23 protein-coding genes are annotated in these 26,017 nt (G+C 64.9%); 14 read left to right on the plus strand and 9 right to left on the minus strand.

Going from position 1 to position 26,017, the window contains the following annotated elements; all coding sequences use genetic code 11:
- The 3 genes from FNJ47_RS27075 to FNJ47_RS27085 form a co-directional block, all read left to right on the plus strand.
- Positions 1-264: anhydro-N-acetylmuramic acid kinase (locus tag FNJ47_RS27075; protein ID WP_206685354.1), on the plus strand; the 264-nt coding region annotated here is incomplete at its 5' end.
- A gap of 82 nt (positions 265-346) precedes the next feature.
- Positions 347-1,024: a glutathione S-transferase family protein gene (locus FNJ47_RS27080; protein ID WP_163158640.1), complete on the plus strand. Its 678-nt coding sequence runs from the start codon at positions 347-349 to the stop codon at positions 1,022-1,024.
- A gap of 3 nt (positions 1,025-1,027) precedes the next feature.
- Positions 1,028-1,357, plus strand: coding sequence for a DMT family transporter (locus FNJ47_RS27085; protein WP_163158642.1), 330 nt, complete (start codon positions 1,028-1,030; stop codon positions 1,355-1,357).
- A gap of 141 nt (positions 1,358-1,498) precedes the next feature.
- Here the strand turns inward: FNJ47_RS27085 and FNJ47_RS27090 are convergent, their stop codons facing one another.
- Complete coding sequence (locus tag FNJ47_RS27090; RefSeq protein WP_016843213.1) at positions 1,499-2,146, minus strand: alpha/beta hydrolase; 648 nt, start codon at positions 2,144-2,146, stop codon at positions 1,499-1,501.
- Positions 2,147-2,594: 448 nt separating this feature from the next.
- On the opposite strand from FNJ47_RS27090, the gene FNJ47_RS27095 reads away from it, so the two are divergent.
- From FNJ47_RS27095 to FNJ47_RS27130, 8 genes are all read left to right on the plus strand, one after another.
- Positions 2,595-3,752 carry a cysteine desulfurase family protein gene (locus FNJ47_RS27095; RefSeq protein ID WP_163158644.1) on the plus strand — a complete coding sequence of 386 codons (1,158 nt, stop codon included), beginning with the start codon at positions 2,595-2,597 and terminating at the stop codon, positions 3,750-3,752.
- Positions 3,753-3,846: 94 nt separating this feature from the next.
- Complete coding sequence (gene sufB, locus FNJ47_RS27100) at positions 3,847-5,343, plus strand: Fe-S cluster assembly protein SufB (protein ID WP_163158646.1); 1,497 nt, start codon at positions 3,847-3,849, stop codon at positions 5,341-5,343.
- Positions 5,344-5,402: 59 nt separating this feature from the next.
- Positions 5,403-6,155, plus strand: a complete 753-nt coding sequence (gene sufC, locus FNJ47_RS27105) for a Fe-S cluster assembly ATPase SufC (RefSeq protein ID WP_163158648.1) — start codon at positions 5,403-5,405, stop codon at positions 6,153-6,155.
- Between the two features lie 17 nt (positions 6,156-6,172).
- A complete protein-coding gene (gene sufD, locus FNJ47_RS27110; RefSeq protein ID WP_163158650.1) occupies positions 6,173-7,495 on the plus strand; it encodes a Fe-S cluster assembly protein SufD in 1,323 nt (440 codons plus the stop codon).
- Positions 7,492-8,739: a SufS family cysteine desulfurase gene (locus tag FNJ47_RS27115; RefSeq protein ID WP_175068424.1), complete on the plus strand. Its 1,248-nt coding sequence runs from the start codon at positions 7,492-7,494 to the stop codon at positions 8,737-8,739. Before sufD ends, FNJ47_RS27115 begins: the two co-directional genes overlap by 4 nt.
- Complete coding sequence (locus tag FNJ47_RS27120; protein ID WP_163158652.1) at positions 8,736-9,107, plus strand: SUF system Fe-S cluster assembly protein; 372 nt, start codon at positions 8,736-8,738, stop codon at positions 9,105-9,107. The genes FNJ47_RS27115 and FNJ47_RS27120 overlap by 4 nt, the downstream gene beginning before the upstream one ends.
- 65 nt (positions 9,108-9,172) lie before the next feature.
- Entirely contained in the window at positions 9,173-9,571 is a 399-nt protein-coding gene (locus tag FNJ47_RS27125; RefSeq protein WP_163158654.1) for a HesB/IscA family protein, read from the plus strand.
- A 188-nt stretch (positions 9,572-9,759) separates the two neighbouring features.
- Entirely contained in the window at positions 9,760-10,239 is a 480-nt protein-coding gene (locus FNJ47_RS27130; protein ID WP_163158656.1) for a TfoX/Sxy family protein, read from the plus strand.
- Between the two features lie 39 nt (positions 10,240-10,278).
- Here FNJ47_RS27130 and FNJ47_RS27135 read toward each other — a convergent pair whose 3' ends face one another.
- The 6 genes from FNJ47_RS27135 to FNJ47_RS27160 form a co-directional block, all read right to left on the minus strand.
- Positions 10,279-11,346, minus strand: a complete 1,068-nt coding sequence (locus FNJ47_RS27135; protein ID WP_163158658.1) for a diguanylate cyclase — start codon at positions 11,344-11,346, stop codon at positions 10,279-10,281.
- A gap of 317 nt (positions 11,347-11,663) precedes the next feature.
- Positions 11,664-13,178, minus strand: coding sequence for a DEAD/DEAH box helicase (locus tag FNJ47_RS27140; protein ID WP_163158660.1), 1,515 nt, complete (start codon positions 13,176-13,178; stop codon positions 11,664-11,666).
- 453 nt (positions 13,179-13,631) lie between these two features.
- Positions 13,632-17,501, minus strand: coding sequence for an autotransporter outer membrane beta-barrel domain-containing protein (locus FNJ47_RS27145; RefSeq protein WP_163158662.1), 3,870 nt, complete (start codon positions 17,499-17,501; stop codon positions 13,632-13,634).
- Between the two features lie 153 nt (positions 17,502-17,654).
- Positions 17,655-18,275, minus strand: coding sequence for a helix-turn-helix transcriptional regulator (locus FNJ47_RS51560; protein ID WP_347341724.1), 621 nt, complete (start codon positions 18,273-18,275; stop codon positions 17,655-17,657).
- Between the two features lie 391 nt (positions 18,276-18,666).
- A complete protein-coding gene (locus tag FNJ47_RS27155; RefSeq protein ID WP_206685355.1) occupies positions 18,667-19,281 on the minus strand; it encodes a TetR/AcrR family transcriptional regulator in 615 nt (204 codons plus the stop codon).
- Positions 19,282-19,386: 105 nt separating this feature from the next.
- Positions 19,387-20,340: a helix-turn-helix domain-containing protein gene (locus FNJ47_RS27160; protein WP_163158666.1), complete on the minus strand. Its 954-nt coding sequence runs from the start codon at positions 20,338-20,340 to the stop codon at positions 19,387-19,389.
- Positions 20,341-20,576: 236 nt separating this feature from the next.
- Between FNJ47_RS27160 and FNJ47_RS27165 the strand changes: the two genes are divergently transcribed.
- From FNJ47_RS27165 to FNJ47_RS27175, 3 genes are all read left to right on the plus strand, one after another.
- A complete protein-coding gene (locus FNJ47_RS27165; RefSeq protein WP_163158678.1) occupies positions 20,577-22,088 on the plus strand; it encodes a caspase family protein in 1,512 nt (503 codons plus the stop codon).
- A gap of 87 nt (positions 22,089-22,175) precedes the next feature.
- Positions 22,176-23,420, plus strand: a complete 1,245-nt coding sequence (locus FNJ47_RS27170) for an FAD-dependent oxidoreductase (RefSeq protein WP_181957705.1) — start codon at positions 22,176-22,178, stop codon at positions 23,418-23,420.
- Positions 23,421-23,620: 200 nt separating this feature from the next.
- The gene (locus FNJ47_RS27175) at positions 23,621-24,397 is read left to right on the plus strand and encodes an outer membrane beta-barrel protein (RefSeq protein ID WP_163158668.1); all 777 of its coding nucleotides are present in this window, start codon (positions 23,621-23,623) and stop codon (positions 24,395-24,397) included.
- A 76-nt stretch (positions 24,398-24,473) separates the two neighbouring features.
- Here the strand turns inward: FNJ47_RS27175 and FNJ47_RS27180 are convergent, their stop codons facing one another.
- Both FNJ47_RS27180 and FNJ47_RS27185 read right to left on the minus strand, forming a co-directional pair.
- On the minus strand, positions 24,474-25,244 hold the full coding sequence (locus tag FNJ47_RS27180; protein ID WP_163158670.1) for a glucose 1-dehydrogenase: 771 nt from the start codon (positions 25,242-25,244) through the stop codon (positions 24,474-24,476).
- Between the two features lie 175 nt (positions 25,245-25,419).
- On the minus strand, positions 25,420-26,017 hold a 598-nt coding region (locus FNJ47_RS27185; RefSeq protein ID WP_163158672.1), incomplete at its 5' end, for an outer membrane protein.

Consider the following 26,017-nt stretch of genomic DNA (forward strand, 5'->3'; position numbering starts at 1 on the left):
CGGCGCCGTGCGCCATCGGGTCAGAGGGGCCGGCCCCCACGCGACGGCGGGGCTCACCCCGCGCCGATGCTGCGGATGCTGCGCGATCGCCTGGCGCCGGCAACCGTCGAGCCCGCCGAGGCGCTCGGCTGGGCCGCGGATGCGATCGAGGCGCAGGCATTCGGCTTCCTTGCCGCACGCGGCATGAAGGGGCTGCCGCTGAGCTACCCCACCACGACGGGGGTGCCGATCCCGATGACCGGGGGTATCATCGCGCGACCGTGAGTTAGATGCAAATGCATCTACCTTGACAGTTCCATGCCGCTGCATTTAGTTAGATGCAGTTGCATTGAACGCGAGGTTCGTCATGGCCGCCCTGAAACTGATCAGCCACAAGCTCTGCCCCTATGTGCAACGCGCTGTCATCGCGCTGCATGAGAAGGGCGTGCCGTTCGAGCGGATCGACATCGATCTCGCCAACAAGCCGGACTGGTTCCTGAAGATCTCGCCGCTCGGCAAGGTGCCGGTGCTGGTCGTGACCGGCGACGACGGCAAGGAGGTTGCGCTGTTCGAGAGCAACGTGATCTGCGAGTACATCGAGGAGACGCAGGCCGGCGCCAAGCTGCATCCGCAGGATCCGCTCACCCGCGCCGAGCATCGCGCCTGGATGGAATTCGGTTCGGCCATTCTCGGCGATCTCTGGGGGCTGGAGACCGCCACCGATGCTGCGGCCTTCGAGAGCAAGCGGCAGGCGGTCGCCGCAAAATTCGCGCGCGTCGAGGCGGCGCTCGGCGCCGGTCCGTTCTTCGCGGGAGAGAAGTTCAGCCTGGTGGATGCGGTGTTCGCGCCGATCTTCCGCTATTTCGATTTGTTCGACCAGCTGACCGATCTCGCTGTTTTCACCCATACGCCAAAGCTGCGCGCCTGGCGCAGCGCGCTGGCCCAGCGGCCGAGCATACGCAGCGCGGTTTCGCCAGATTATCCGGCGCTGCTGCACGCATTCCTGGTCGGCCATCGCGCGCACATGCTGAAGCTTGCCGCCTGAGCCATGTCGCACTCGCTTGCCTGGATCGCGCTCGTGGTCGCCGGTCTCCTTGATGTCGGCTGGGCGATCTCGATGAAATATGCCGAAGGCTACACGCGGCTCGGCTGGACACTGGTGTCGCTGGTGCTGCTCGCCGCGTTCGTGTTCCTGCTCGGGCGCGCACTGCAGGTGCTCGGCGTCGGCGTCGCCTACACGGTATGGACCGGCATCGGCGCGGCGGGCACGCTCGCGATGGGCGTGCTGTTGTTCAACGAGGCGCTGAACCCGATGAAGGTCGCCGGGATCGCGTTCGTGCTGATCGGGATTGCGGCGCTGAAGTTCGCGCCGGAATGAATCCGTAGCCCGGATGGAGCGAAGCGCAATCCGGGGTTCTTTTCGTGGAAAAAGCAGTCCCGGATTTCGCCGAGCCCGTCATCGGGCGCGCGTTTGCGCGACCCGTTGGCTCCATCCGGGCTACCAGGTTAGCGGCACGCCTCAGCGCACGTTGGCGAGGCGCATGTCGAGATAGCCGGTCACCGTCTCCATCAGCGGCTCGAGCTTGCCGTCGAAGAAATGGTTGGCGCCGGGGATGACCTGCTGGTCGATCACGATGCCCTTCTGCGTCTTCAGCTTTTCGACCAGCGTGTTGACGTCCTTGGGCGGCACCACGGCATCCTTGTCGCCGTGCACGATCAGACCGGATGACGGGCAGGGCGCGAGGAACGAGAAGTCGTAGAGATTGGCGGGCGGCGCGATCGAGATGAATCCCTCGACCTCCGGCCGGCGCATCAGAAGCTGCATGCCGATCCATGCGCCGAACGAGAAGCCCGCAACCCAGCAGGCACGCGCCTCCGGATTGATCGCCTGCGCCCAGTCGAGCGCGCTCGCGGCGTCAGACAATTCGCCGGTGCCGTGATCGAACGAGCCCTGGCTGCGGCCGACGCCACGGAAGTTGAAGCGCAGCACCGAAAAGCCGCGATGCGCGAACGCGTAGTAGCACTGATAGACGATCTGATGGTTCATCGTGCCGTGGAACTGCGGATGCGGATGCAGGATCATCGCAATCGGCGCGTTCTTCTGCTTGGCCGGATGGTAGCGACCCTCGAGACGGCCAGCAGGGCCGGTGAAAATAACTTCAGGCATTGTGTTCCCTTGATTGACGCGTTCCCTTGATTGACGTCGATCAATCAACCGGTTGGAGCCATCTTCAGCGACGGGGCGCGAACAGGGCGGCTCATGATGAATTCGGCGCAGGCACCGCCGGGCGGCACGCTGGAGGGCCTTCTAGCATGACGCAAGGGGCAAAAATCAAGGAAATTGTGCCGCTTGGCCGACGCGAATCCGCTCTGTGACGCGTGTGCCGGCGGCGATCGCGATCGACACGCCGAATTGTACGCTGGCTACCTGAAGTTTTGGTTTTTCACATTGCTATCGCGCGCAGGGCGCCGCGATGTCTTGCCTGGCAACGCGGCGAGGCTCGCGCGAGAGCGAAAAATCTCCAGCGCGGGTCACTCTGATCTGGTCTCGATGCCCGACTGTCGTTATGTCGCAGTGGAGGCCGCAACCACGGTGATTGCGGCGGACGAGCTCCATGGCCGATCGCGTCTATCTCGACTGGAATGCCACGACACCGCTTCGCCAGGAGGCGAAGGCGGCGATGGCGGCCGCGTGGGAATTGAGCGGCAACCCGTCCTCGGTGCACAGCGAGGGACGCCGCGCGCGCCGGCTTGTCGAGGATGCCCGTGGGGTGGTGGCCAAGGCGGTCGGCGGCCGCTCGCAGGACGTCGTGTTTCTCTCCGGCGGGACCGAGGCCAATGCGCTGGCATTGACGCCGGGATTGCGCCGCGGAGCGGGCGCACCGGTGCGGCGCCTCCTGGTGTCCGCGATCGAGCACGCATCCGTGCTCGCGGGCGGGCGGTTTGCTGCTGAAGCGATTGCGGCGATCAATGTCACGCGCGCGGGTGTAATCGATCTCGATCACCTGCGCGCGCTGCTGGCGGATGGTCCGCCCGCTCTGGTCTCGGTGATGCTGGCGAACAACGAGACCGGTGCCATTCAGCCGGTGGCTGACGTCGCCGAGATCGTGCACGCGGCCGGCGGTCTGCTGCATGTCGATGCGATCCAGGCGTTCGGCAAGATCCCGTTCGATCTCGCCTCGACCCAGGCCGACCTCCTGACGCTCTCGGCGCACAAGATCGGCGGACCGAAGGGCGCAGGTGCGCTGGTGCTTGCCGAAGGCGTCGAGGGGCTGGAGGCTGCGCTGCGCGGCGGCGGGCAGGAGCTCGGGCGGCGGGCCGGCACCGAGAACGTCGCAGGGATTGCTGGCTTCGGCGCGGCCGCGAAGGCCGCGATGGTGGCGCTGAAGGCCGACGCCGCCCGTGTCAGGGGCCTGCGCGACCGGCTTGAGCACGGTTTGCGGCAGACGCCGGACGTGCTGGTGTTCTCGGACAACGTCAAGAGGTTGCCGAATACCGTTCTCTTCACCGCGCCGGGCATGAAGGCCGAAACGGCGGTGATCGGGTTCGACCTCGGGGGAATCGCCGTATCCTCCGGTTCCGCCTGCTCGTCGGGCAAGGTCCAGCCGTCCCACGTCTTAGAGGCAATGGGATACCGTTCAGAGATGTCCCAGGGAGCGGTGCGGCTCAGTCTTGGCTGGTCTACCACGGAGACAGACGTGGATTTGACCCTCAAGGCTTGGCGAAAGCTCGCCGATACCTTAGTTAAGGGGGAACGACGAAACACAGCTTGAACTGTTCTAAGCGGATTTCGTCTTCAAAGCATCGTAAGAGATTTTCTGAACTTGAGATCCACCGCGGTCCTTGAAACCGCGAGCGGAGGATTGAATGCCTGCTGTACAAGAGACGGTCGAGCGCGTCCGGCGCATCGACGTCGACCAGTATCGATATGGGTTTGAGACGCAGATCGAGTCCGACAAGGCCCCGAAGGGCCTGTCGGAAGACACCGTCCGCTTCATCTCCGCAAAGAAGAATGAGCCGGCCTGGATGCTGGAGTGGCGCCTCGAGGCGTATCGCCGCTGGCTGACCATGACCGAGCCGACCTGGGCGCGGGTCGACTATCCGAAGATCGACTATCAGGACATCTACTACTACGCGGCGCCGAAGCCGAAGAAGACGCTGTCCTCGATCGACGAGATCGATCCGGAAATCCTCAAGACCTACGAGAAGCTCGGCATTCCCCTGCGTGAGGTCGCGATCCTCGAGGGCGTCGAGCCGCCGCCCGGCGGACCGCCGTCGCCGAGCCGCAAGATCGCGGTCGATGCCGTGTTCGATTCGGTATCGGTTGCGACCACCTTCCAGAAGGAGCTGAAGGCCGCCGGCGTGATCTTCATGCCGATCTCGGAGGCGATCCGCGAGCATCCCGAGCTGGTGCAGAAATATCTCGGCACCGTGGTGCCGACCTCGGACAACTATTTCGCGACGCTGAATTCGGCGGTGTTCTCCGACGGCTCGTTCGTCTACGTGCCGCCGGGCGTGCGCTGCCCGATGGAGCTGTCGACCTATTTCCGCATCAACGAGCGCAACACCGGCCAGTTCGAGCGCACGCTGATCATCGCTGACAAGGGCTCCTACGTCTCCTATCTCGAAGGCTGCACCGCGCCCCAGCGCGACGAGAACCAGCTGCATGCCGCCGTGGTCGAGCTCGTCACGCTCGACGACGCCGAGATCAAGTATTCGACGGTGCAGAACTGGTACCCGGGCAATTCCGAGGGTAAGGGCGGCATCTACAATTTCGTCACCAAGCGTGGCGATTGCCGCGGCCGGAATTCGAAGATCTCCTGGACCCAGGTCGAGACTGGTTCGGCGATCACCTGGAAATATCCGAGCTGCATCCTGCGCGGCGACAATTCGAGCGGCGAGTTCTACTCGATCGCGATCTCGAACGGCTTCCAGCAGGTCGATAGCGGCACCAAGATGATCCACCTCGGCAAGAACACCTCGAGCCGGATCATCTCCAAGGGTATCGCCGCCGGTAAGTCGCAGAACACCTATCGCGGCCTGGTCAGCGCGCACCGGAAAGCCACCGGCGCGCGCAACTACACCGCCTGCGACTCGCTTCTGATCGGCGACAAATGCGGCGCGCACACCGTGCCTTATGTCGAGGCAAAGAATTCCTCGGCGACGTTCGAGCATGAAGCGACGACGTCGAAGATTTCCGAGGACGTGCTGTTCTACTGCATCCAGCGCGGTCTCTCGCAGGAAGAAGCCGTCGGCCTCGTCGTCAACGGCTTCGTGAAGGACGTGCTGCAGCAACTGCCGATGGAGTTCGCGGTGGAAGCGCAGAAGCTGATCTCGATCAGCCTTGAAGGTTCGGTTGGCTAATCCATCCTGCTGAGGCGCGGCCAACGCGCGCCCTGCGGGTGATGCTCAGGAAAAATCAGATGTCTCTGCTTGAAGTGAAAGATCTGCAGGTTCGTGTCGAGGAACGTGAGATCCTCCACGGGCTGTCGCTCACGGTGAATCCGGGCCAGGTGCACGCGATCATGGGGCCGAACGGCTCCGGCAAATCGACGCTCTCCCATGTCATCGCCGGCAAGCCCGGCTATGAAGTCACCGGCGGGCAGATCCTGTTCAAGGGCGAGGACCTGCTGGAGATGGCGCCCAATGAGCGCGCCGCCAAGGGCGTGTTCCTGGCGTTCCAGTATCCGGTCGAGATCCCCGGCGTGACCACCTGGAACTTCCTGCACGCGGCGCTCAACGCCCAGCGCAAGGCGCGCGGCGAGGACGAGATTTCGTCGCCGGCCTTCCTCAAGAAGGTCCGCGAGGTCGCCAAGTCGCTGAACATTCCGCAGGACATGCTGAAGCGCGGCGTCAATGTCGGCTTCTCCGGCGGCGAGAAGAAGCGCAACGAGATTCTACAGATGGCGCTGTTCGAGCCGGCCGTCTGCATCCTCGACGAAATGGATTCCGGCCTCGACATCGACGCGCTGCGGATTGCGGCCGACGGCGTCAACGCGTTGCGCTCGCCGGAGCGCGCGATGGTCGTGATCACTCACTACCAGCGGCTGCTCAACTACATCGTGCCCGATGTCGTGCACGTGATGTCGAAGGGCCGGGTGGTGAAGAGCGGCGGCAAGGAACTGGCGCTGGAGCTGGAAGAGTCCGGTTACGCGCAGTTCGAAGACGCTGCCTGATAAGAACGGGTTCTCAGATGAACGTTGTCGCAAAGACCGAGACCGGGCGCGCGCTGGGCGATGCATTCGCCGTCGTGCGCGACCGTCTTCCGGGCAAGGGCAAGATCGCCGATCAGCGCCAGCAGGCGTTCGAGGCGTATGAACGGTCAGGCCTGCCGCATCGCCGGATCGAGGACTGGAAATACACCGACCTGCGCGCGCTGATGCGCGAGGTGCTGCCGCTGGCGCCTGCGCCGGATGCCGCTGCATTGGATCGCGCCACGGCCGCGATCAAGCTGCGGGCGATCGATGGCGTGCGCCGCCTGGTGCTGGTCGACGGCGCGTTCGCGGCTGACCTGTCCGATCTGGGCAGCCTGGAGAAGGGCCTCAGCGTCCGCCCGCTGCGCGAGGTGCTCGACGCCGGCGATGCTGCTCTCTCTGCGCAGGCCTTTGCGTCCGACATCTCCAATCCGATGATCGCGCTGAACGGCGCGATGGCGACCGATGGCGTCGTCATCGATATCGCCGACGGCACGGTGCTGACCCGGCCGCTGCACATCGTCCATGTCGCATCGGGCACGGCGCCGGTCGCGACGTTCACGCGCTCGCTGCTGCGGCTCGGCCGCGATACCGGCGTGACGCTGGTCGAGAGCTATCTGGCCGCCGAGGGCGCCAAGGCCTACCAGACCCATGACGGGCTGATTGTCGCGATCGGCGATAATGCGCGGCTCGATCACGTGCGTCTGGTCGAAGACAGCGTCGATGCCTTCAACATCTCCTCGGCGACGGTGACGCTCGGCGCGCACGCCCATTTCAACACGTTCGGCCTGACCTCGGGCGGTCATGTCAGCCGCTATCAGCTGACGGTGACTTGCGCCGGCGAGGGCTCGAAGGTCGAGACCAACGGCGTCAACCTGATCAACGGCAAGCAGCACGCCGACACCACGCTGTTCATGGATCACGCGGTGCCGCATTGCGCGAGCCGCGAGATCTTCCGTGCCGTCGTCGACGACCGCGCCCATAGCGTGTTCCAGGGCCGCATCATCGTCCGTCCGGATGCGCAAAAGACCGACGCCAAGATGATGACGCGTGCGCTGCTGCTGTCCGACGACGCGGAAGCCGACAATAAGCCCGAGCTGGAAATCTTCGCCGACGACGTCACCTGCGGCCACGGTGCGACCACCGGCGCGCTCGACGAGAGCCTGCTGTTCTACATGCGCGCCCGCGGATTGCCGGAGAAGGAAGCACAGGCGCTGCTGATCCAGGCGTTTGTCGGCGAGGCGATAGAGACCATTGCCAGCGACGCGTTGCGCGAGGTCGCAATTGCCGCCGCGCAGCGCTGGCTGGAGGCGAGGGCGTGAGCATGCACAAGGCGGTCGCCAACGGTTCTTACGACGTCGCTTTGGTGCGGCAGGATTTTCCGGCGCTCGCCATGCAGGTCTATGGCAAGCCGCTGGTCTATCTCGACAACGCAGCCTCGGCGCAAAAGCCGAATGCGGTGCTCGACCGCATGACCGAAGCCTACAAGAGCGAATACGCCAACGTGCATCGCGGCCTGCATTACCTCGCCAATGCCGCGACGGAGGCCTATGAAGGCGCCCGCGGCAAGGTCGCGCAGTTCATCAATGCCCGCCGCAACGAAGAGATCGTCTTCACCCGCAACGTCACCGAGGCGATCAACCTCGTGGCGTCGTCCTGGGGCGGGGTGAACATCAAGGAGGGCGACGAGATCGTCCTCTCGATCATGGAGCACCACTCCAACATCGTGCCATGGCATTTCCTCAGGGAGCGTCATGGTGCCGTGATCAAGTGGGCGCCGGTCGACGACGAAGGCAACTTCCTGATCGAGGAGTTCGAGAAGCTCCTCACCGCCCGCACCAAGATCGTCGCGATCACCCAGATGTCGAATGCGCTCGGCACGCTGGTTCCGGTCAAGGAGGTGATCCGGCTGGCGCATGCCCGCGGCATTCCGGTGCTGGTCGACGGCGCGCAGGGTGCGGTGCATCTGCCGATCGACGTCCAGGACCTCGACTGCGACTTCTACGCCTTCACCGGCCACAAGGTGTACGGGCCGACCGGCATCGGAGCGCTCTATGCCAAGCACGAGCATCTGGTGGCGATGCGGCCGTTCAACGGCGGCGGCGAGATGATCCGTGAAGTCGCCAAGGACTGGGTCACCTATGGCGATCCGCCGCACAAATTCGAGGCCGGCACGCCGCCGATCGTCGAGGCGATCGGGCTGGGGGCTGCGATCGACTACGTCAATTCGATCGGCAAGGAACGCATCGCCGCGCACGAGCATGACCTGCTCAATTATGCGCAGGATCGCCTGCGCGAGATCAATTCGCTGCGCATGATCGGAACCGCCCGCAACAAGGGCCCGGTGATCTCCTTCGAGATGAAGGGCGCGCATCCCCACGACGTCGCGACCGTGATCGACCGCCAGGGCATTGCGGTGCGCGCCGGCACGCATTGCGTGATGCCGCTTTTAGAGCGGTTCAACGTGACGGCCACCTGCCGCGCATCCTTCGGGATGTATAATACAAGGGAAGAAGTCGACCAGCTGGCGCAGGCGCTGATCAAGGCGCGGGAATTGTTCGCATGACCGATACAGCCGAAGTCAAGACGGCCTCCATGGAAACCACCTCGGCACTGCCGACGGAGGAGACCGAGCGCATGAGCGGCGAGATCGTCGCGGCGCTGAAGACGGTGTTCGACCCGGAAATCCCGGCCGATATCTATGAGCTCGGCCTGATCTACAAGGTCGATCTCAAGGATGACCGCTCGGTCGACATCCTGATGACGCTGACCACGCCGAACTGCCCGGCTGCCGGCGAGCTGCCGCAGATGGTGGAGAACGCGGTTGCCAGCGTTCCCGGTGTCGGCGTCGTGAGCGTCAATCTGGTGTGGGATCCGGCCTGGACGCCGGACCGGATGTCGGACGAGGCGCGCCTCGTCCTCAATATGTGGTGATGCGGTAGGGGATTAGACTTAGGCTCAAGAAGACCGGCAATTGATTTGCCGCTGGGACTGACCACATGAGTGATATGACGCAAGTTCCACCGACCCCAGCCAAGCCGAAGCGGCCGCGCCCGCAGGTCATGAAGCTGACCGACGCCGCGGCGGAACGGATCACCGAGCTGACCAAGCGCGCCGACTCGGAGATCGTCGGGCTGCGCGTCGGCATCAAGAACGGCGGTTGCGCCGGACAGTCCTACACCGTCGAATACGCCCACGAGATCCGTCCGACCGACGAAGTCGTCGAGGACAAGGGCGTGAAGATCCTGGTCGATCCGAAGGCCGTGCTGTTCCTGCTCGGCACCGAGATGGACTATGTGGCCGACAGGATGCAGGCCCAGTTCGTGTTCAACAACCCGAACCAGGTCTCGGCCTGCGGTTGCGGCGAATCGGTGCAGCTCAAGCCGGCCACGGTCTAGACGATCAAGGGAACGCCGGTCTCTGCGGCGCAACCACCAATTCCATCCGGCGTCATTGCGGGGAGCGATAGCGACGGAGCAATCCACGGGTCCGCGTGTGCGGTTGGATGGATTGCTTCGCTTCGCTCGCAATGACGTGGATGGAAACGCGCTCTTTCCCTGAGCGCGCAAAGCGGGGCGATGGGCACATGGACCGCGAATTCCTCACCGACCTGTTCGCCGATTTCGGCCCGGTCACGCTGCGCCGGATGTTCTCCGGCTACGGCATCTCCGCTGACGGCACCAACTTTGCGCTCGCCTTGCGTGCCGGGCTCTACTTCCGTGCCGACGAGCAGACCATCCCGCAATTCGAGGCCGAAGGCTCCAAGCCGTTCCAGTACCAGACGAGCTCGAAGACCGTCACGGTGAACTCCTACTGGCAGCTGCCGGCGCGGCTGTTCGACGATGTCGAGGAGCTTGCGGTCTGGGCGCGCTCGGCGCTCGGTGCCGCCCAGCGCGCCGCGCTACGCAAGCGGCCGAGGAAACGGGCCGCTGCGGGAAAGTCGACGACGCCGGCGAAGAAGGCTGCTGCGAAGAAGAGCGCGGGCAAGAAGGCCGCGGCGAGGAAAGCGGCTGCGAAGCCGTCCAAGGCTCAGAAGGGACGGGTAAAGCGGAAGGGCTCACCCTGAGCAGCGCGCATTGCGCGCGTCTCAACGGACGGCAAGAGGTCACGCCACGCGGGTCTGGGTCTCGGCGCTGTATTCCGGATCGGCCTCGCAGATCACGCGGTTGCGGCCGGCGCGCTTGGCGGCATAGAGGCAGGCGTCGGCGCGTTCGATCAGGGAGTCTGTGTCGTCGTCCGGCTTCAGCATGGAGACGCCGACCGAAATCGTGACGCGGCCGAGGATCTCGCCGGTCGACTTCTTCTTCAGCTCCTTGGCCATCACGGCACGGCGGATGTGGTCGGCGACCGTCAGCGCCTGGCGCAGCGCGGTGTTGGGCAGCACGACAGCGAATTCCTCGCCGCCGTAGCGCGCGGTGATGTCCTGGCCCTTGATGGTCTGCTTCAGCGATTGCGCCACCAGCCGCAGCACCTGGTCGCCGGTGAGATGGCCGTAGGAATCGTTGAACGACTTGAAGTGATCGATGTCGAACATCAGGAGCGACAGCGGCTCGCCGCTGGCGAGCGCAGTCTGCACCGCCATGTCGATCGAGCGGTCGAAATATTTCCGGTTGCCGAGGCCGGTGAGCGGATCGGTCAGGCTCTCGGCGCGGATCGCCTCGAGGCTGTGTTGCAGGTCGCTGATTTCCGACTTCGACAGTGCGAGCCGGTTCTCCAGCGCCTGATTGGTCTCGCGCATCTCGCGCGTCGATTTGGCCAGGCTGTCGACGATGACCTTGATGTGATCGCGGGTGGTCGCCGTGGCAAGCTTGCTGGCGGCCCCGACCAGGCTTGCATCGTATGTGGCCGACACACCGAGCGCGTCGGTGATCAGCTTCATGACGGCATCGATCTCGCCGATGACGCGCGCGCCGACCTTGTCGATGCGGTCCGAGGTCTTGATGTGCGAGAGATAGGTTTCGTAGATCTGCTCGAGATCGGATTCGCTGAGCTTGCCGCTCCGCGCCAGCGTCTCGTTGATGACCTTGTTGAGCGGTGCGTTGTATCCGGTCGCGTAGACGTACCAGATTTCATAGTTGCGGGGGACTGCGGTCTGGCGAAGTGAGCGAATCTGACCAAGCGCGACTTCGGCAAACGCCAACGTACGTTCGTGTTCGTCCAGCAGCTTGACCACTGTTACGTCCTCAATGCACGCAATGCCGGTTCATGCCCGGCAGCAATGACTAAATTATTCGCGCGAGGGTACGGGACGAGAGTGAAGGCAAGGTAAACAGTGGAACTACGGGGATTTGGCCGCGACGATCGTCGCACGAGCCCGATTCCGTTGCCGATCGAGCGCAGCTTTCGGACGCCTTCGCTGGCTGGCCATTGCGATGCGGAAACTGCGTGCATTTGCTTCAAACGCGGCGGATCGGCGACGACCGTCGGTCATCGGCGACGACACCGATTTCCCGGACGACCGCCGCTGGCGCGGCGGCATCAGAGCAAGCCTTACGCGCGAGCGCGCACAGGTCGCAGCAGGAAGGCGGGCAGGTGCGAGTGATCGGCAGGCTCGTGGTCCACTTCGCGCTGCGTCCGCCGCGGCTCGGCACGCCCGATCGACGGCACGTGCGACGGGGCGGCCTGCGGTGACGTGTTGCGGCCCTGGCGCGGCTCGCGCTCCGGCTTGGCTGCACGCTCCCGGCGGGGCTCCTGGTCGTGACGGGGCTCGCGCTCGCCATGACCCGCTTCGCGTTCACCGTGACGCGGCTCGCGTTCACCGTGACGCGCTTCGCGTTCACGCCGCGGCTTGCGGCCGCCACGGGCACCGTCGCGCGAACCCTCGCGGCCACGCGAGCGGCGCGGCGCGGCGTCCTCGTCGGAGGCCTCGCTGTGAACGGTGTAGTCGCCCTCGGCGCGCGGGATCGGCTGGCCGATCAGCTTCTCGATCGCAGTCATCGACTTGCTATCGAGCGAGGTGACGATGGAGATCGCGGTCCCGGTGCGTCCGGCGCGGCCAGTACGGCCGATGCGGTGGACGTAGTCATCGGGATGGTGCGGCACGTCGAAATTGAAGACGTGGCTCACCGCGGGAATGTCGAGGCCGCGGGCGGCGACGTCGGAGGCGACCAGCAGAGGAATCTCGCCTTTGCGGAATTGATCCAGCGCGGCCGTGCGGGCGGATTGATCCATATCGCCGTGCAGTGCGCCGACACTGAAGCCGTGCTTCTGCAGCGACTTATGAAGAACTGCGACTTCACGCTTGCGATTGCAGAAGATAATCGCGTTGTTGAGATCTTTGGCATCGCGCAGCAGGCGGCGGAGGATCTCGCGCTTGTCATGGGCTTCGCGACCGGCGGGGACCTGCAATTGCGTCACGGTGACGGCGGTCGTTGCGGGCTTGGAGACTTCGATCCGGGCCGGATTGTGCAGGAAGGCCTCGGTGATGCGGCTGATCTCCGGAGGCATCGTCGCGGTGAAGAACAGGGTCTGCCGCGTGAACGGGACGAGCTTGCAGATGCGCTCGATGTCGGGAATGAAGCCCATGTCGAGCATACGGTCGGCTTCGTCGATCACCAGCAGCTCGACGCCGGTGAGCAGCAATCCGCCGCGTTCGGTGTGGTCGAGCAGGCGGCCGGGCGTTGCGATCAGGACGTCGACGCCGCGCATCAGCTTGGAGTCCTGGTCGCCGAACGAGACGCCGCCGATCAGGAGCGCCACGTTCAATTTCTGACCGGCGCCGTATTTGTCGAACTGCTCCTTCACCTGCGCGGCAAGCTCGCGGGTCGGCTCCAGGATCAGGGTGCGCGGCATGCGTGCCCGCGCGCGGCCCTTCTCGAGGAGGGTAAGCATCGGGAGCACGAAGGCAGCGGTCTTGCCGGTGCCGGTCTGGGCAATGCCGAGGACGTCGCGCCGGGCGAGGACGTGCGGGATTGCCTGTTCCTGGATGGGAGTGGGGTTGGTGTAACCGGTGGCCGCAACTGCGGCGAGGACCTTATCGGACAGGCCTAGATTGGAAAAAGACATTGAGCCTCTGGTCGAAACCGCCGTTCGGAATCGAAGGTAAAAGGCTGTCGCGTTCGGCCCCGAAACGGCTCGCTTTTTGATAAAGCTCGGGGGCTCTGACTAACGCTGACGGACGGCAAACCTGACGAATCGCGTTTCGATCCGAGGGCCGCGTTGCCCCGCAACATAGGGGCGAAACCGGTAAAGTCAATCTTGGAACCGGCCGGATAACCGAAAAAGCTTAATGTTTTCGCCAAAATAACCGTCATTTCCGTCATTTGGCGGTCAAATGAATCGCCGCTCCCGGATCCGATAACGAGGCCTCGGCGGGGGCCTGCGTCGCCTTTTCGGGGAGGCGCGTTGCCAAAATATCGAAAACGACCCCATGCAAAGTAGCCGGCGGCGGCCGGCGTTCGACCATGCTGGTTGACACGTCGGGCAACTCACAGTTATATTTCTAATATTCCGAAATCGCTACCATGCATACCGGACCGCGCCCTTGCCGGCATAGGAGCGGGTCACGTTGGAGAATTCGCCCTCGAAGCTTGCGAGCGCCGACCAGCCGTTGCTCCATTTCAGCTCGGCGGAGGCCGTGGTGAGGGCTGAGTCGGCGGCCTGGGCCGCGCCGCTCACGACGAAGCTCGCACCGGGCAGGGTCTGGAATGTCGCGGCGACGCTGCGGTCGGGGTTGAAATCATGCGCCCAGGCGGCACGGCCGCGCAGCGTCAGAATGGCGTTGGAGAGCGCGAACGATTTGTCGGCGCGCAGGCCGAGCTCGCTGCGGCTGTCGGTGACGCTCTTGGCGTTGTAGGCGAGCGCGAAGGTGTTGGCGCCGACGACGGCCTGTTCAGCGTAGCCCGGCAGCTGGAACGTCGTGAACTGGCCGGCGACATAGGGCGTGAGGCCGACGCCGCCGATCCATGGCGCGACGAAGCGGTAGCCACCTTCAGCGCGGCCCGACCACGCGTTGGCGTTGAACTCGGCGCGGAGGCGATCGACGCTCCCGACCGTCACTGTGCGGTCGGTGGTGACGTCCTGCCAGCCATAGGCCAGTGCGCCGGCGATGTAGGCTGCGCCGATGTCGTGCCGCACGAAGGCGCCGGCCTGGAACAGGTCGGAGCGGCCGCCGCCGCTGTTGGTGACGCCGAAATTGGTGCCGCCGCCGGCGAGCGCGAAGCCCACGATGGTGTTCGGGGAGAAGCGATAGTCAGCGCCGACCGCAGTGCCGAACACCTGGCTGGTGGTGTTGTTCGAGCCGAGCGCGCTGTTGCCGTCGGTCGTCTGTGAGCCGCCGTAGGCCGCCGCCCACACGCTCCAGCGCGGATCGTAGCCCTGCGCGATCGGGGCCTTGCGATAGATCGCGGCGGCGGCATCGCTGCTCGAACGCTTGGCCGCATAGGCCAGCGAATTGTCGTCGGCGTAGGACATGGTGCCGGCCGGCATCGCGCTCGCGCCGCGGCCGTCGATGAACGGATCGAGCATCGTGCCCATGAACTGGTTCATGGCGTTGAACGTGGTCTGCTGCGATCCGGCGGCGCTCTCGCCGGAGAGCTGGGTCAGGCCGTTCAGCAGGTTGTCGCCCGACAGGTTGAAGATCGCGCTGAACGCGTTGGAGAGATTGGCGCCGCCGAGCAGGCCGTTGTCGATCGCAGCCGCGACGTTTCTGTGCTTGACGCCGGCATTGGCCGGCAGGATCGGCGAGAGCAGGCCCGGATCGACCGACAGCAGCACGTCGTTACCGACATAGCTCAGCACCGGATTGCGCGCGAGGTTGTTGGCGAGCAGCAGGCTTGCCGAGCCGAACGTGCCGCTCAGCGTTCCCGTGTTGACGATCGTGTAGGTGGTCTTCTTGGTGATCCGTTCGAGCGGCTGCACAATGACGTTGCCGGCGATGTTGGCCGCGCCGGTCACGTTCACCTTGTCGCTGATCGTGTTGGTGACCTGCACCAGATAGGTCGCCGCCGCGGTCATGGTCAGGCTCGCCATCGTGATGGTGCCGGGCGAGTTGCCGGGCGACAGCGTGCCGCTGATGATGGTGTTGCCGATGGTGCCGTTGCCGCCGAGCGTGCCATTCGGGCCGACCGTGACGCTGGCGTTCGGCATCGCGCCGTTGAGGATGAATACGCTATCGACGTTGACCGCTCCGGCAAAATTCGAGTTGCCGGAAAGGCTCCAGTTCGAGCCTGCCAGGAACGCGAGACTGGCGAAGCCCGAGAATTGCGCGCCGCTGCCGAGCTTCGGCAGGTCGAAACTCGTCGCGGCCGCTCCGCCGAATTGCAGGATGCTGGTCCCGGTGCCGACGACGTTGCCGTTGAACACGGAGCCGGACTGCATTTGCAGCACGTCGTTGGTGCCGCCGAACTGCACAGCGGTGCCGCCGGTGCCGGTGATGGTGCCGTTGGCAACGAGCGTCGTGGTGCCGCCCGATGTCATGATGCCGGTGGTGCCGATGACTGATGTCCCGGTCGTGATGAAGATATTGCCCGGCGTCGAGCGCGATGCGGCGATGCCGACGCCTGAGCTCTGCACGCCGGCAAGTGCCTCGATCCTGATGTCGCCGAGACCGTTGCGCTGGGCGAAGATGCCGTAGCTTCCGGCGACCGTGCCGCTTGCGATGACATTACCCTCGGCGCGCAGCGCCAGCGTCGCGGAATTGTCCGCGGCATTGACCATGACGCCGCTGATGCCGATCGCCGCGGCGTTTGCCGAAGTTGCGCTCACGGTCCCCTTGGTGTCGAGATCGATGCCGCCGAGCCCCGCGGTCAAGGCGGGGGACCTGGTGCTGCCGCGGCTCAGCGTGATGCCGGTTGCCGCGCCGTCCGAGCTGGCGGTCACGTCGCCATTGGCACGAACGGTCATTGTGCCAGTGTTGATGTTGGTCGGGGCAAAGCTGCTGCCTGAGGCGCTGATACCGGTGGCGGTGCTGCCGGTGCCGACAGCAGTGGCCGTCACGGCGCCATCGGCCGTCAACTGCATCGTGCCCAGATTGTTTTGTGCCGCGCTGACGCCGACGACCTTCGATGCGGTGTCGCTGATCGACGTTGCCGTGACCGCGCCGTGCAGATTGAAGTCGACCGGAGCTGCGCCGTAGGCTGCCAGGGAAGCTCCGGTCACATTTGCGGCGTCACCGGACCGTGTCATGCCCGTGACCGAGATTGATCCGTTGGCGTTCAGCGTCGCCGAGCCGTCACTGGATGTGCTTCCCAGCCCGGCGTAGAGGCCGGTCGCGGCGCCGCTGGACGTATGAATGGTAGAAGTCCTGGTGTCGACGGTCCCGGAAATATCGCCATTGAAGGTCGCGGTGTTAGTGCCGCTGGCACCAGAGAATCTGACGGCCGCCAAGGTCCCGTAAAAGGTCAGGTCCGGGTCGTTTCCTTTGGTGATATTCCCGTTCACGACGAGGCTGTTGTTGGCGCCGCCGCCGCCGGACACGGAAAGCGTCCCGCCCGTGATGCCGCGCGTCTGGACCGTCGTGGTGCCGGAGCCGTAGTTCTGCAAACTGACGTTACCGGTGACATCTTGATTGAGCTTCACCGTGAACGCATTGGTGTTGGCCGAATTGCTGGCCTGGAGGTTGATACCCCCAAGGACGCTCGCATTGGTGGTGAGATCGACGGTGCCGATGCCGGCATTCTGGAGATAAATGCCGCCAATGATCGCGCCATTGGTCGTCACGGACAGATTGCGCGCAGTATTGGTGCTCTGTCCCATCCGGACGAATATCCCGCCGCCGATCTGGGTCGTGTTACCGGTGACCGCGCCTGTCGCGATCGTGACGTCGGATTGGCTGCCACTGGTCAGGACGTAGATTCCGGTCCCGTTCGGAGCGATGATCTGGCTGCCAACCGTGTTGATGTTGACGCTTCCCGCCGGTCCTGAGTTGGTGGCGCTGATGCCCGTGCCGCCCGTGATCTTGCCGGCCGTCTGCGTGATCGAGACCGGACCGCCGCTGCCATAGACATGGATCGCGTACCAGTTGGCGGTGACGTCAGCCGATCCCGTGTAGGTGATCGCGCCCTGGCCGACGCCATTGAGCACGATGCCGTCGTACATTGATCCCGTGATGCCAGCGGGGTCGTTGTGATTGAATGTGATGCCGCCGGAGGCGCTCACGACCGCGCCGCCGGAGTTGATTCCGGCGCCGGCGTTGACGTTGACAGTGACGTCGCCGTTGAAGCCCGTATTGAGGCCGCCGTCCGACGGATGGGCGGCGTCGCAGAGCACGTTGGCGGTGCCGACGCCCGTGCAGTAGACCGCGGCCTCGGCCGTGGAGCTCAGCGCGATCAACGACGCCGATCCAAGCAGCGCGCCGCGCCACATCCCCGGCCTGCCGCCGTCCGCCATGACCATGCCCCCACATGCCAATGTAACTGGTTGTTTCTGGCGCAACGGTCGTGCGCTGTCTTCTCAGTGCGCGCATACCGTCGATCGAAAGCGCGCGTGCCGCGGAAATGCAGCCAAGTGTGGCCGTAAGGCCGCAGCGGGTCGCCGTTGCGGCTAGTGCCCCTCGGCCCGGTACTCACCGGGCGTCAGGCCCTCGGATGCGCTGAAGATCCGGTAGAATGTGGCCAAGCTGCCGAACCCGCAGGAGAGGGCGACATCGGCGATCGGCCGCGGCGGCTTTTCGCAGAGCAGCCTGCGGCTCTCGCTCAAGCGTTCGGCGGTGACGGTCTGCGAGAAGCTCGCTCCCGTCACTTCGAACAGGACGTGCAGGTAGCGGACCGAGACGCCGAGCATGTCCGCGACCATGCCCGGCGACAGCGACGGCTTCGCGAGGTGGCGCGTGATCAGTCGTCGCGCGACGCTGAGCCGGCCGGCGCGCAGCGCCTGCTGGGCGCGGCGACTGCCCGGCCTGATCGCGCCGCGCTCGATCAGCGCAAGGTCGGCGACGATCTTGACCAGCGCAGGAATGCGCGCGGTATCACCGGTCTCCGTGGCTTCCTTGAAGTCGGCAAGGCAGGCTTCGAGCAGCGGTGCCCAGCCGCGATTGCTCGCCGCGGGAGAGTCGCGACCGGCAGCCTCGGTATCAGCCCGCAGCTCTGCCGCATCCGACACCCGAACGCACGCCGAGCCTATCGATAGCAATTCCGGGCTGCGATCCCCAAGCTTGCCGCGCATCGTGCTTGATCCCTCGCTCTGCGTGAGAGCGCGCGTCACCGGTAAGGAAATCGGCAGTGCCGAGTCGGGACGAAGCGCCAGCGCGGTTCTGGCGAAATCGACGGAAATTATCTTCTCAATGCGCGCAGGCTGATCATTTCGGTCGAGAGAACGCCCGATCGCGCGCCGACGGGCCGGGTCGTCCGCTTGTCCCATGTCAACCATTCGGGACGTCTCCAAAAGTCTTGCGATGCAATATCCTATATTTCACATAATCATGTAAAATATGAAATGGGTAACATGTGGCAGAAGATATCCACGGCTCGGCGACATGGTCGGCCGGGCCCTGACCGCAGCGATGGTCCGAGGGTACGTGAGGCGACGCCTGCGGCGTGGCCGGGCAGGGCGCTGATTACTTGCGCTTCGGCATCACGGCGCAGCCGTACAGCACCATCGCGCACATCTGGCGGTAGCGGGCCGAGAAGTCGTCGTGGGCGATCGGCGGCAGCGATTGGTTGACGGCACGTCCGCCGTCCGCAAGCGCCTGCGCGATCTGCGCCGGCGCGAACGCGCCGTTCAGCTTCAGCAGTTTGGCGGCCTGCAATTCGATCACCAGTCTTTCCAGGTCAGCCTGGAATGAGACGGCGGATTTGATCATCAAGTCGCGGCAGCGCTTGAAGGCCTCGGCATTGAGCTCGACGGTGTGCGGCGAATGCGTGAGGCGGCGCCGCGTCTCGCCGTATCGGACGTCGAGAATCCTCGCAAAGATGTCCAGCGCGCCGCCGCCCTTCGCCCGCACCGACCGGCCGGCCTCCAGCGCGAGCCCGACGTCGTCGACGTGGCGCCAGGAGATGACCGCCCGGAACGCCTCTTCCTTGTTGCTGAAGTAGTAGTACAGCGCGCGCTGCGTGAAGCCGCAGGCCTTGGCCAGCCCGACCATCGACAGCCCGCTATAGCCGTAGTCGAGAAAGGCCCGGTCGACCTGCAGCAGCAGGTCTGGTCCGGGCTTGATCATCTTCTTCGACATCAGGATTCCGAGGACGACGAGGGCGGCGCGTGAGGCCGGGAATCCCGATTACGGGCATCAAAGCGCTTTAGCAACCCGCAACAGCCCGGTGTGCCGGCCGGAGGCTCAAGCCGGTCGCGCCCGGTAATCGCCCGGCGTCATCGATTCGGACGCATTGAAGAGGCGGTAGAACGTCGCAAGGCTCTCGAAGCCGCAGGCATAGGCGACCTCGGCGATGGTCTGCCTGGGCTGCTCGCGGAGCAGGCGGCGGCTTTGCGCGAGCCGGAGCATGGTGACGGTCTCCGAGAAGCTGTTCCCGGTTTCCTCGAACAGAATGTGCAGGTGACGGACCGAGATGCCGAGCAGGCCGGCGATCAGGGTCGGCGTCAGCGCCGCACTCGAGAGATGCCGCCGGATCAGGCGGCGGGCCAGCGACAGATGGGCGCTGCGCAGGGCCTGCTGCGCGAGCCTGCTCTTCGGCCGCATGTGACCGCGCTCGATCAGCGCGATATGGGCAAGCGCCTGCACCATCGGAGCCGTATCCGCTGCCGCGGCGTCCTTGCCTTCGATCAGGTCGCGGAAGCAGGATTCCAGCAGCATCCGTAGCGCGGTCTCATCCTGCACCGGCTTGGGGACAAGCTCGCCGAGTTCGGCGCCCGGCGGCACGACGTTCGCCACGGGGATCTTGATGATGCGCAGCTGGAAGCCGTCGTCATGCAGCGGGACGGTGCGATAGGGCAGGTCCGAATAGCTGGTCGCGAACATGCCGTCGCGAACCGCAAACTCGTCGAGCAGCGCGCCGCCGAACCAGCCGCCGCCGCCGAGCTGCTGGTAGATGCAGAGGCTGTCGCTCGCCGCATCGGCGATATCGCCGGTGCGCCGCTCGACCCGGTAGGGCGAGGCACGCAGCTCGACCAGCCGGGCATCGCCGAGCTGGCGCAGCGTAAACTCACCGAAGAAGTCCTGGCGCCGGTCGGGCTCGAGCTCCGCGGTGACGCCGAACAGCCCCTTGGCGCGGACCTCGCGCCAATAGTCGAAGCGATCCCGGGGATCGACTTGATCGGTGGACCATGTGTGCACGGAAAAGCCCTTGGGACCTGTGGAGAGCTCGCGCCGGAGTGAAGGCCCGAATCTATCATGCCGGCCGTAAAAAGAAACTTGACCTGAGACCGACGGGGCGCCCCATGGTGGCCCGGTGGCGGCGGTCGGGACGGTGACCCGGTGTGGTCGGCCTTGAACCGGCCAAACGGCTGATCCGACTATTAGGCGGCGGTCGCATGGGCGGCACACTGCTCGTGCAGGCGAGAAACGGGATGATGAGCTGGTTTTCGAGACTTTCGGCGATCTTTTTGGCGGTTGCATTTGTCGCATCCGCTGCGCCCGCCCAGGCCGAAAAGCGCGTCGCGCTGGTGATCGGCAACAATGACTACAGGAACGTGCCCAAGCTGCAGAAGGCGGTCAACGACGCCCGCACCATGGGCGACACGCTGAAGCAGCTCGGCTTCAACGTGATGGTAGCGGAGAATTTGAACCGGCAGGCATTCTCCGAGACGCTGCTCGCTTTCGACCGCGCGGTAGAACCGGGCGATACCGCGTTCTTCTTCTATGCCGGCCACGGCTTCGAGATCGCCGGCCAGAATTTCCTGCTGCCGACCGACGTGCCGGCCGCGACCGAGGGGCAGGAGGAACTGGTGCGCGACGCCTCTGTTCTCGCCGACCGCATCATCGAGCGGTTGCAGAACAAGAGGGCGCGCACCTCGATCCTGGTGTTCGACGCCTGCCGCAACAATCCGTTCGAGCGGGCCGGTACGCGCGCCGTCGCCGGCGGCGGTGGCCTGGCGCCGATGACGCAACTGCCCGAAGGCGTGTTCTCGGTGTTCTCGGCGGGACCGCGCCAGACCGCGCTCGACCGTCTCTCGAACGACGATGCCAATCCCAATTCGGTGTTCACGCGAACCTTCGCCAGGGAGTTGCTGCAGCCCGGTGAAAACCTCGTGCAGGTCGCGCAGCGCACGCGGCGTCTGGTCAGCGAGATGGCCGAGACCGTGAAGCACAAGCAGATCCCGGTCTATTTCGACCAGATGGTCGACGACGTCTTCCTGAACGGGATCGCCAAGGAGCAGGCGAAGGCGCTGGCGCAGGCCGAAGCGGCCAAGCCGTCCGCGCCGCCGCAGCAGGTGGCCGCGCTGCCGCCGGTCTCGGTGCCGAAGCTGCCGAAGGAGGACTCCATCAACGCGCCGATCGCGAGCTTCTCGCGGCACAATGGCGGCTGGACCGTCGTGTTCTCGATCGCCGATCCGACGCTCGGCATTTCCTGGCGGATCGGCGACAGCGGCGATTTCCGCGAAACCGGCTTCATGGACACGCTCGATCCGCGCACGCGCAAGCGGATGCCTAACCCGTCGATCGAGCTGCCCGCCGACGCGCCGGCGGCCACCATCGAGATTCGCTATGTCGATACGCAGGGCGAGATGCAGGGGCCGTTCCCGATCAAGTTCGATCCCGACGCCGCGCTGATCCGCGACCAGCGCAAGATTCTCGACATGACCGCGACCAGCTGGCTGGCGTTCCGCGAGTTCAACGGGCTCTTGGTCTACTATACGCATCTGATGTCGTATCGCTGCGCGATCCGCGAGGTGCGGATCGGCATCGATAGCGCGGTGCCGGACAAGGTCCTCAAGATGCCGGCCTGCAACTCGCGCGATCCGAGCGCGATCCCGTCCGACGCGCAGCCCTATCTGAAGCTCGCACCGCAGACCAAATCGGTCTCGGTGGAGCTGACCTATCGCGACGGCAGCGTGTCGGAAATCAAGACGTTCCGGCGATAGTCTTGCAGGCGATGGCATTGCATCCTTGTCGTCCGAACCGCGTTACAGTCGGAGCCTGCGAGGCGAGACAGCGGCAAGGACGGCATCATGGATGCAGGCAATCCGGCGGGACCGAAGACGCGTCAGATGAAGGTGCGCTGCTGCGTGGTCGGTGGCGGACCGGCCGGCATGATGCTCGGTTATCTGCTCGGACGCGCCGGGGTCGATGTCGTCGTGCTGGAGAAGCATGCCGACTTCTTCCGCGATTTCCGCGGCGACACCGTGCATCCCTCGACCCTGCAGGTGATGGACGAACTCGGCCTGATCGACGCTTTCCGGAAGCTGCCGCACCAGGACATCCAGAAACTCGACGGCATGTTCGGCGGCACCTCGGTGCGGGTCGCCGACCTGAGCCGCCTCAGCGTCAAATATCCCTTCATCGCGATGATGCCGCAGTGGGACTTCCTCAATTTCCTGCGCGAGAGCGGCAAGCGTTTCACCGCGCTGAAGGTGCTGATGAGCGCGGAGGCGACCGACCTGATCCGGCGTGGCGACGCCGTTGCGGGCGTGCGCGCGAACACGCCTGACGGCCCCATCGACATCGAGGCGGATCTGACGATCGGTTGCGACGGCCGCCATTCCATCGTGCGCGAGCGTGCCGGCCTCGCGGTCGAGGAGATCGGCGCGCCGATGGATGTGTTGTGGTTTCGCGTCGGGCGGCGTCCGGACGAGACCGAGAATTTGTTCGCCCGCGTCGACAACGGCAAGATGATGGTGACGTTCGATCGCGGCGACTATTGGCAGTGCGCCTATGTGATCGCCAAGGGACAATACGAGGCGGTGAAGGCGAGGGGACTGCCGGCATTGCTCGACGATGTGCTGCGCCTCGCGCCGATCCTCAAGCCCGGCATCGGCGACGTGAGGAGCTTCGACGACGTCAAGCTGCTCACGGTCGCGATCAATCGCCTGACGCGCTGGACCCGTCCCGGCCTGCTCTGTATCGGCGATGCCGCGCACGCGATGTCGCCGATCGGCGGCGTCGGCGTCAACCTCGCAGTGCAGGACGCGGTCGCGACCGCAAACATCCTGGCGGCGAAGCTCGCACAGGGCTGCCCGTCGGAGGACGAGCTCGACGCGGTGAGGCGGCGCCGCGAATTTCCGGTGCGCCTGACCCAGCGCATGCAGGTGATCGCGCAGAACAACATCATCAGCGCCGCGTTGAAGGCAGGCGATCAGCCGATGCCGTTCGCGCTGCGGTTGATCACGGCAATGCCTTGGCTGCAGGGCCTCACGGCACGTCTTGTCGCCGTCGGGGTGCGGCCGGAGCACGTGCATTCACCGGTTGCGAGCTGATGCGCGTCGAACGCGCGCAACGGAATTTGTTAGGGATAACAGTCTCTTAAATTGGTCGTTAGAAGTTGCGCGACTGCAACAGAGAGACATGATTCGAAACCGGCGGACACGGATTCTGCGTTGCCGGCTCCCGAGATTTTCTTTTGGTAAGGGTCTCTCTGGGAAAGCTCATCCCCATCAGACAACCTGGGGGTGCCACCGTGTTTCATGCCAGATTCATTGCCGCGCTGACCGTGACCACGGCGCTTGGCGTCAGCGCTGCGTCGGCCGCCGACCTCGCGGCACGTCCGTACACCAAGGCGCCGGCCTATGTGGAAGCGATCTACAACTGGGCAGGCTTCTACGTTGGTGGCCATCTCGGTGGCGCCTGGACCAACGAGCAGTGGGTCAACAGCGCAAACACGACGGCGTTCGGCGATCTCGCTCCCGGCCAGGGCTTTCGTCAGCGCGGCTCGGGTTTCATGGGCGGTGGCCAGATCGGCTACAACTGGCAGGCCAACGATTTCGTGTTCGGCGTCGAGGGCACGATTTCCGGACTCGACAATTCCGGCCGCGTCACCAACACGGTGTTCGGCCTTAGCCGCGATGATCAGTTCAGCTGGCGCGCGAATGCGATGGCGACGATCGTCGGTCGTGCCGGCTACGCTATTCAGAACAACCTGCTTTATTTCAAGGGCGGTTATGCCGGCGTGAACAACCGTCTGTCCGTTGTCGACAACGTTCCGCCGGCAACCGGCTCCGGCAGCCAGACCCACTGGGCCAGCGGCTGGACGGTCGGTGCCGGCTGGGAATACGGCATCACCCGCAACTGGACCATCGGCGTCGAATACAACTACGCGGCCTTCGAGCGTCAGACCTATCAGCTCGCCGGCATTTCGGCGGGGACCTACACGTTCGACGCCAAGCCGCGCGACATTCAATGGGCGGTGGTGCGCATGAACTACAAGTTCGACGCGCCGGTCATCGCGCGCTACTGAGTTTACACTGAGGCGAACAGGATGCAGGAGCCCCGGCGCGTGCGCCGGGGCTCTTGTGTTTCAGGGCTCCAGAAGCTCAGGCCATGACCGAATAGCCGCCGTCGACGGGAATCGCGGTGCCGGTGACGAAGTCCGACGCCGGCGACGCCAGGAATACGGCGATGCCTGCGAAGTCGTCGATGGCACCCCAGCGTGCGGCCGGCGTGCGCGCGAGCACGCGCTCATGCAGCCCGGAAACCTGCTGGCGAGCGCCCTTGGTCAGATCGGTGTCGATCCAGCCGGGAAGGATGGCGTTGACCTGGATGTTGTCCGGAGCCCAGGCGTTGGCGCAGGCGCGGGTGTATTGGACGATGCCGCCCTTGCTCGCGGCATAGGCTGCAGCGAAGCTCGCGCCGAAGATCGACATCATCGAGCCGATATTGATGATCTTGCCGTGACCCGACGCCTTGAGCGCCGGATAGGCCGCCTTGGAGCACAGGAAGGCGCTGGTGAGGTTGGTGTCGATCACCTTGCTCCACTCGTCGAGCTCGAGCTCGTGCGGGGGCTTGCGGATGCTCATGCCGGCGTTGTTGACCAGAATGTCGATCCGGCCGAGCTCGCCGGCGACCCGCTCGACCATCGCCGCGACCGCGGCCTTATCGGTCACGTCGGTTGCCACCGCGATCGCCTTGACGCCGCGTTTGCCGAGATCCTCGACGGCGGCTTTCGATTTCGCCTCGTTGCGGCCGACCACAGCCACCGCCGCACCGGCATCCGCCAGACCGCGTGCCATGCCAAGCCCGATGCCGCCATTGCCTCCGGTGACGATCGCGACCCGGCCCGAGAGATCAAACTGTCCGTTTTTCATTGTTGTTGTCCGCTGTGGTTTGAATCTGGCCGCGAGAGTGCCCGATCGTGCCGGTGCTGACCAGATCAGGCGCAGCCGGCCGGCTCTGCGGCGGGCGGGATAGTTCCGAAGCCATCAGGGCAACAAAAAAGCCCCGGGCGATGCCGGGGCTTTTGGTCTTCTAACTCAGAAGAGATCAGTACTTCGCAACAACCGGGCCGGTCCAGTTGAAGCGGTAGACCAGCGAGGTGCTGATGGTCTGGACGAACGGCCTGAAGGTGATGTCGCGGCCGTTCGAGATGTTGGTGACGTCCGCCAGCTCCGAGATGTTCTTGCTGTCGTAGTAAGCGGCGCGATACTCGGTCTTCATGAACCAGCCCGGCGCGGTGATGCCGAAGATGTTCAGGTTGTTCTCGACGCCGCCGCCGACGAACCAGCCGCTGCGATCGAAGCCGTTGGTGTGTCCGCCGACCGGAAGAGCGGTCGCGGTGTTGAACAGCGTGGTGCCCTTCCAGTGCGAGCTGGAGTAACCGGCGTTGACGTAGGACAGGACGTTCGGAGCGACCAGATAGCCCAGGCGCGCACCGGCGGCCCAGCTGTAGTCGTTCTTGATGTTGCCGGCGATACCCAGACCCTGATCCTGGATGGTGCCCTTCAGGCTGCCGAACTGGCCGTCAGCGAACACGCCGATGACCCAGCTGTTGGCGGTCTGCCAATCGTAACCGGCGCCGACGGTGCCGTACCAGCCATCGCCGCCCTGGCGCTGGTTGAAGCCGAGGATCGGTGCGCCGGTC

Origin of the sequence: Bradyrhizobium uaiense (genome assembly GCF_010811875.1) — a bacterium.
Classification (GTDB): domain Bacteria; phylum Pseudomonadota; class Alphaproteobacteria; order Rhizobiales; family Xanthobacteraceae; genus Bradyrhizobium; species Bradyrhizobium uaiense.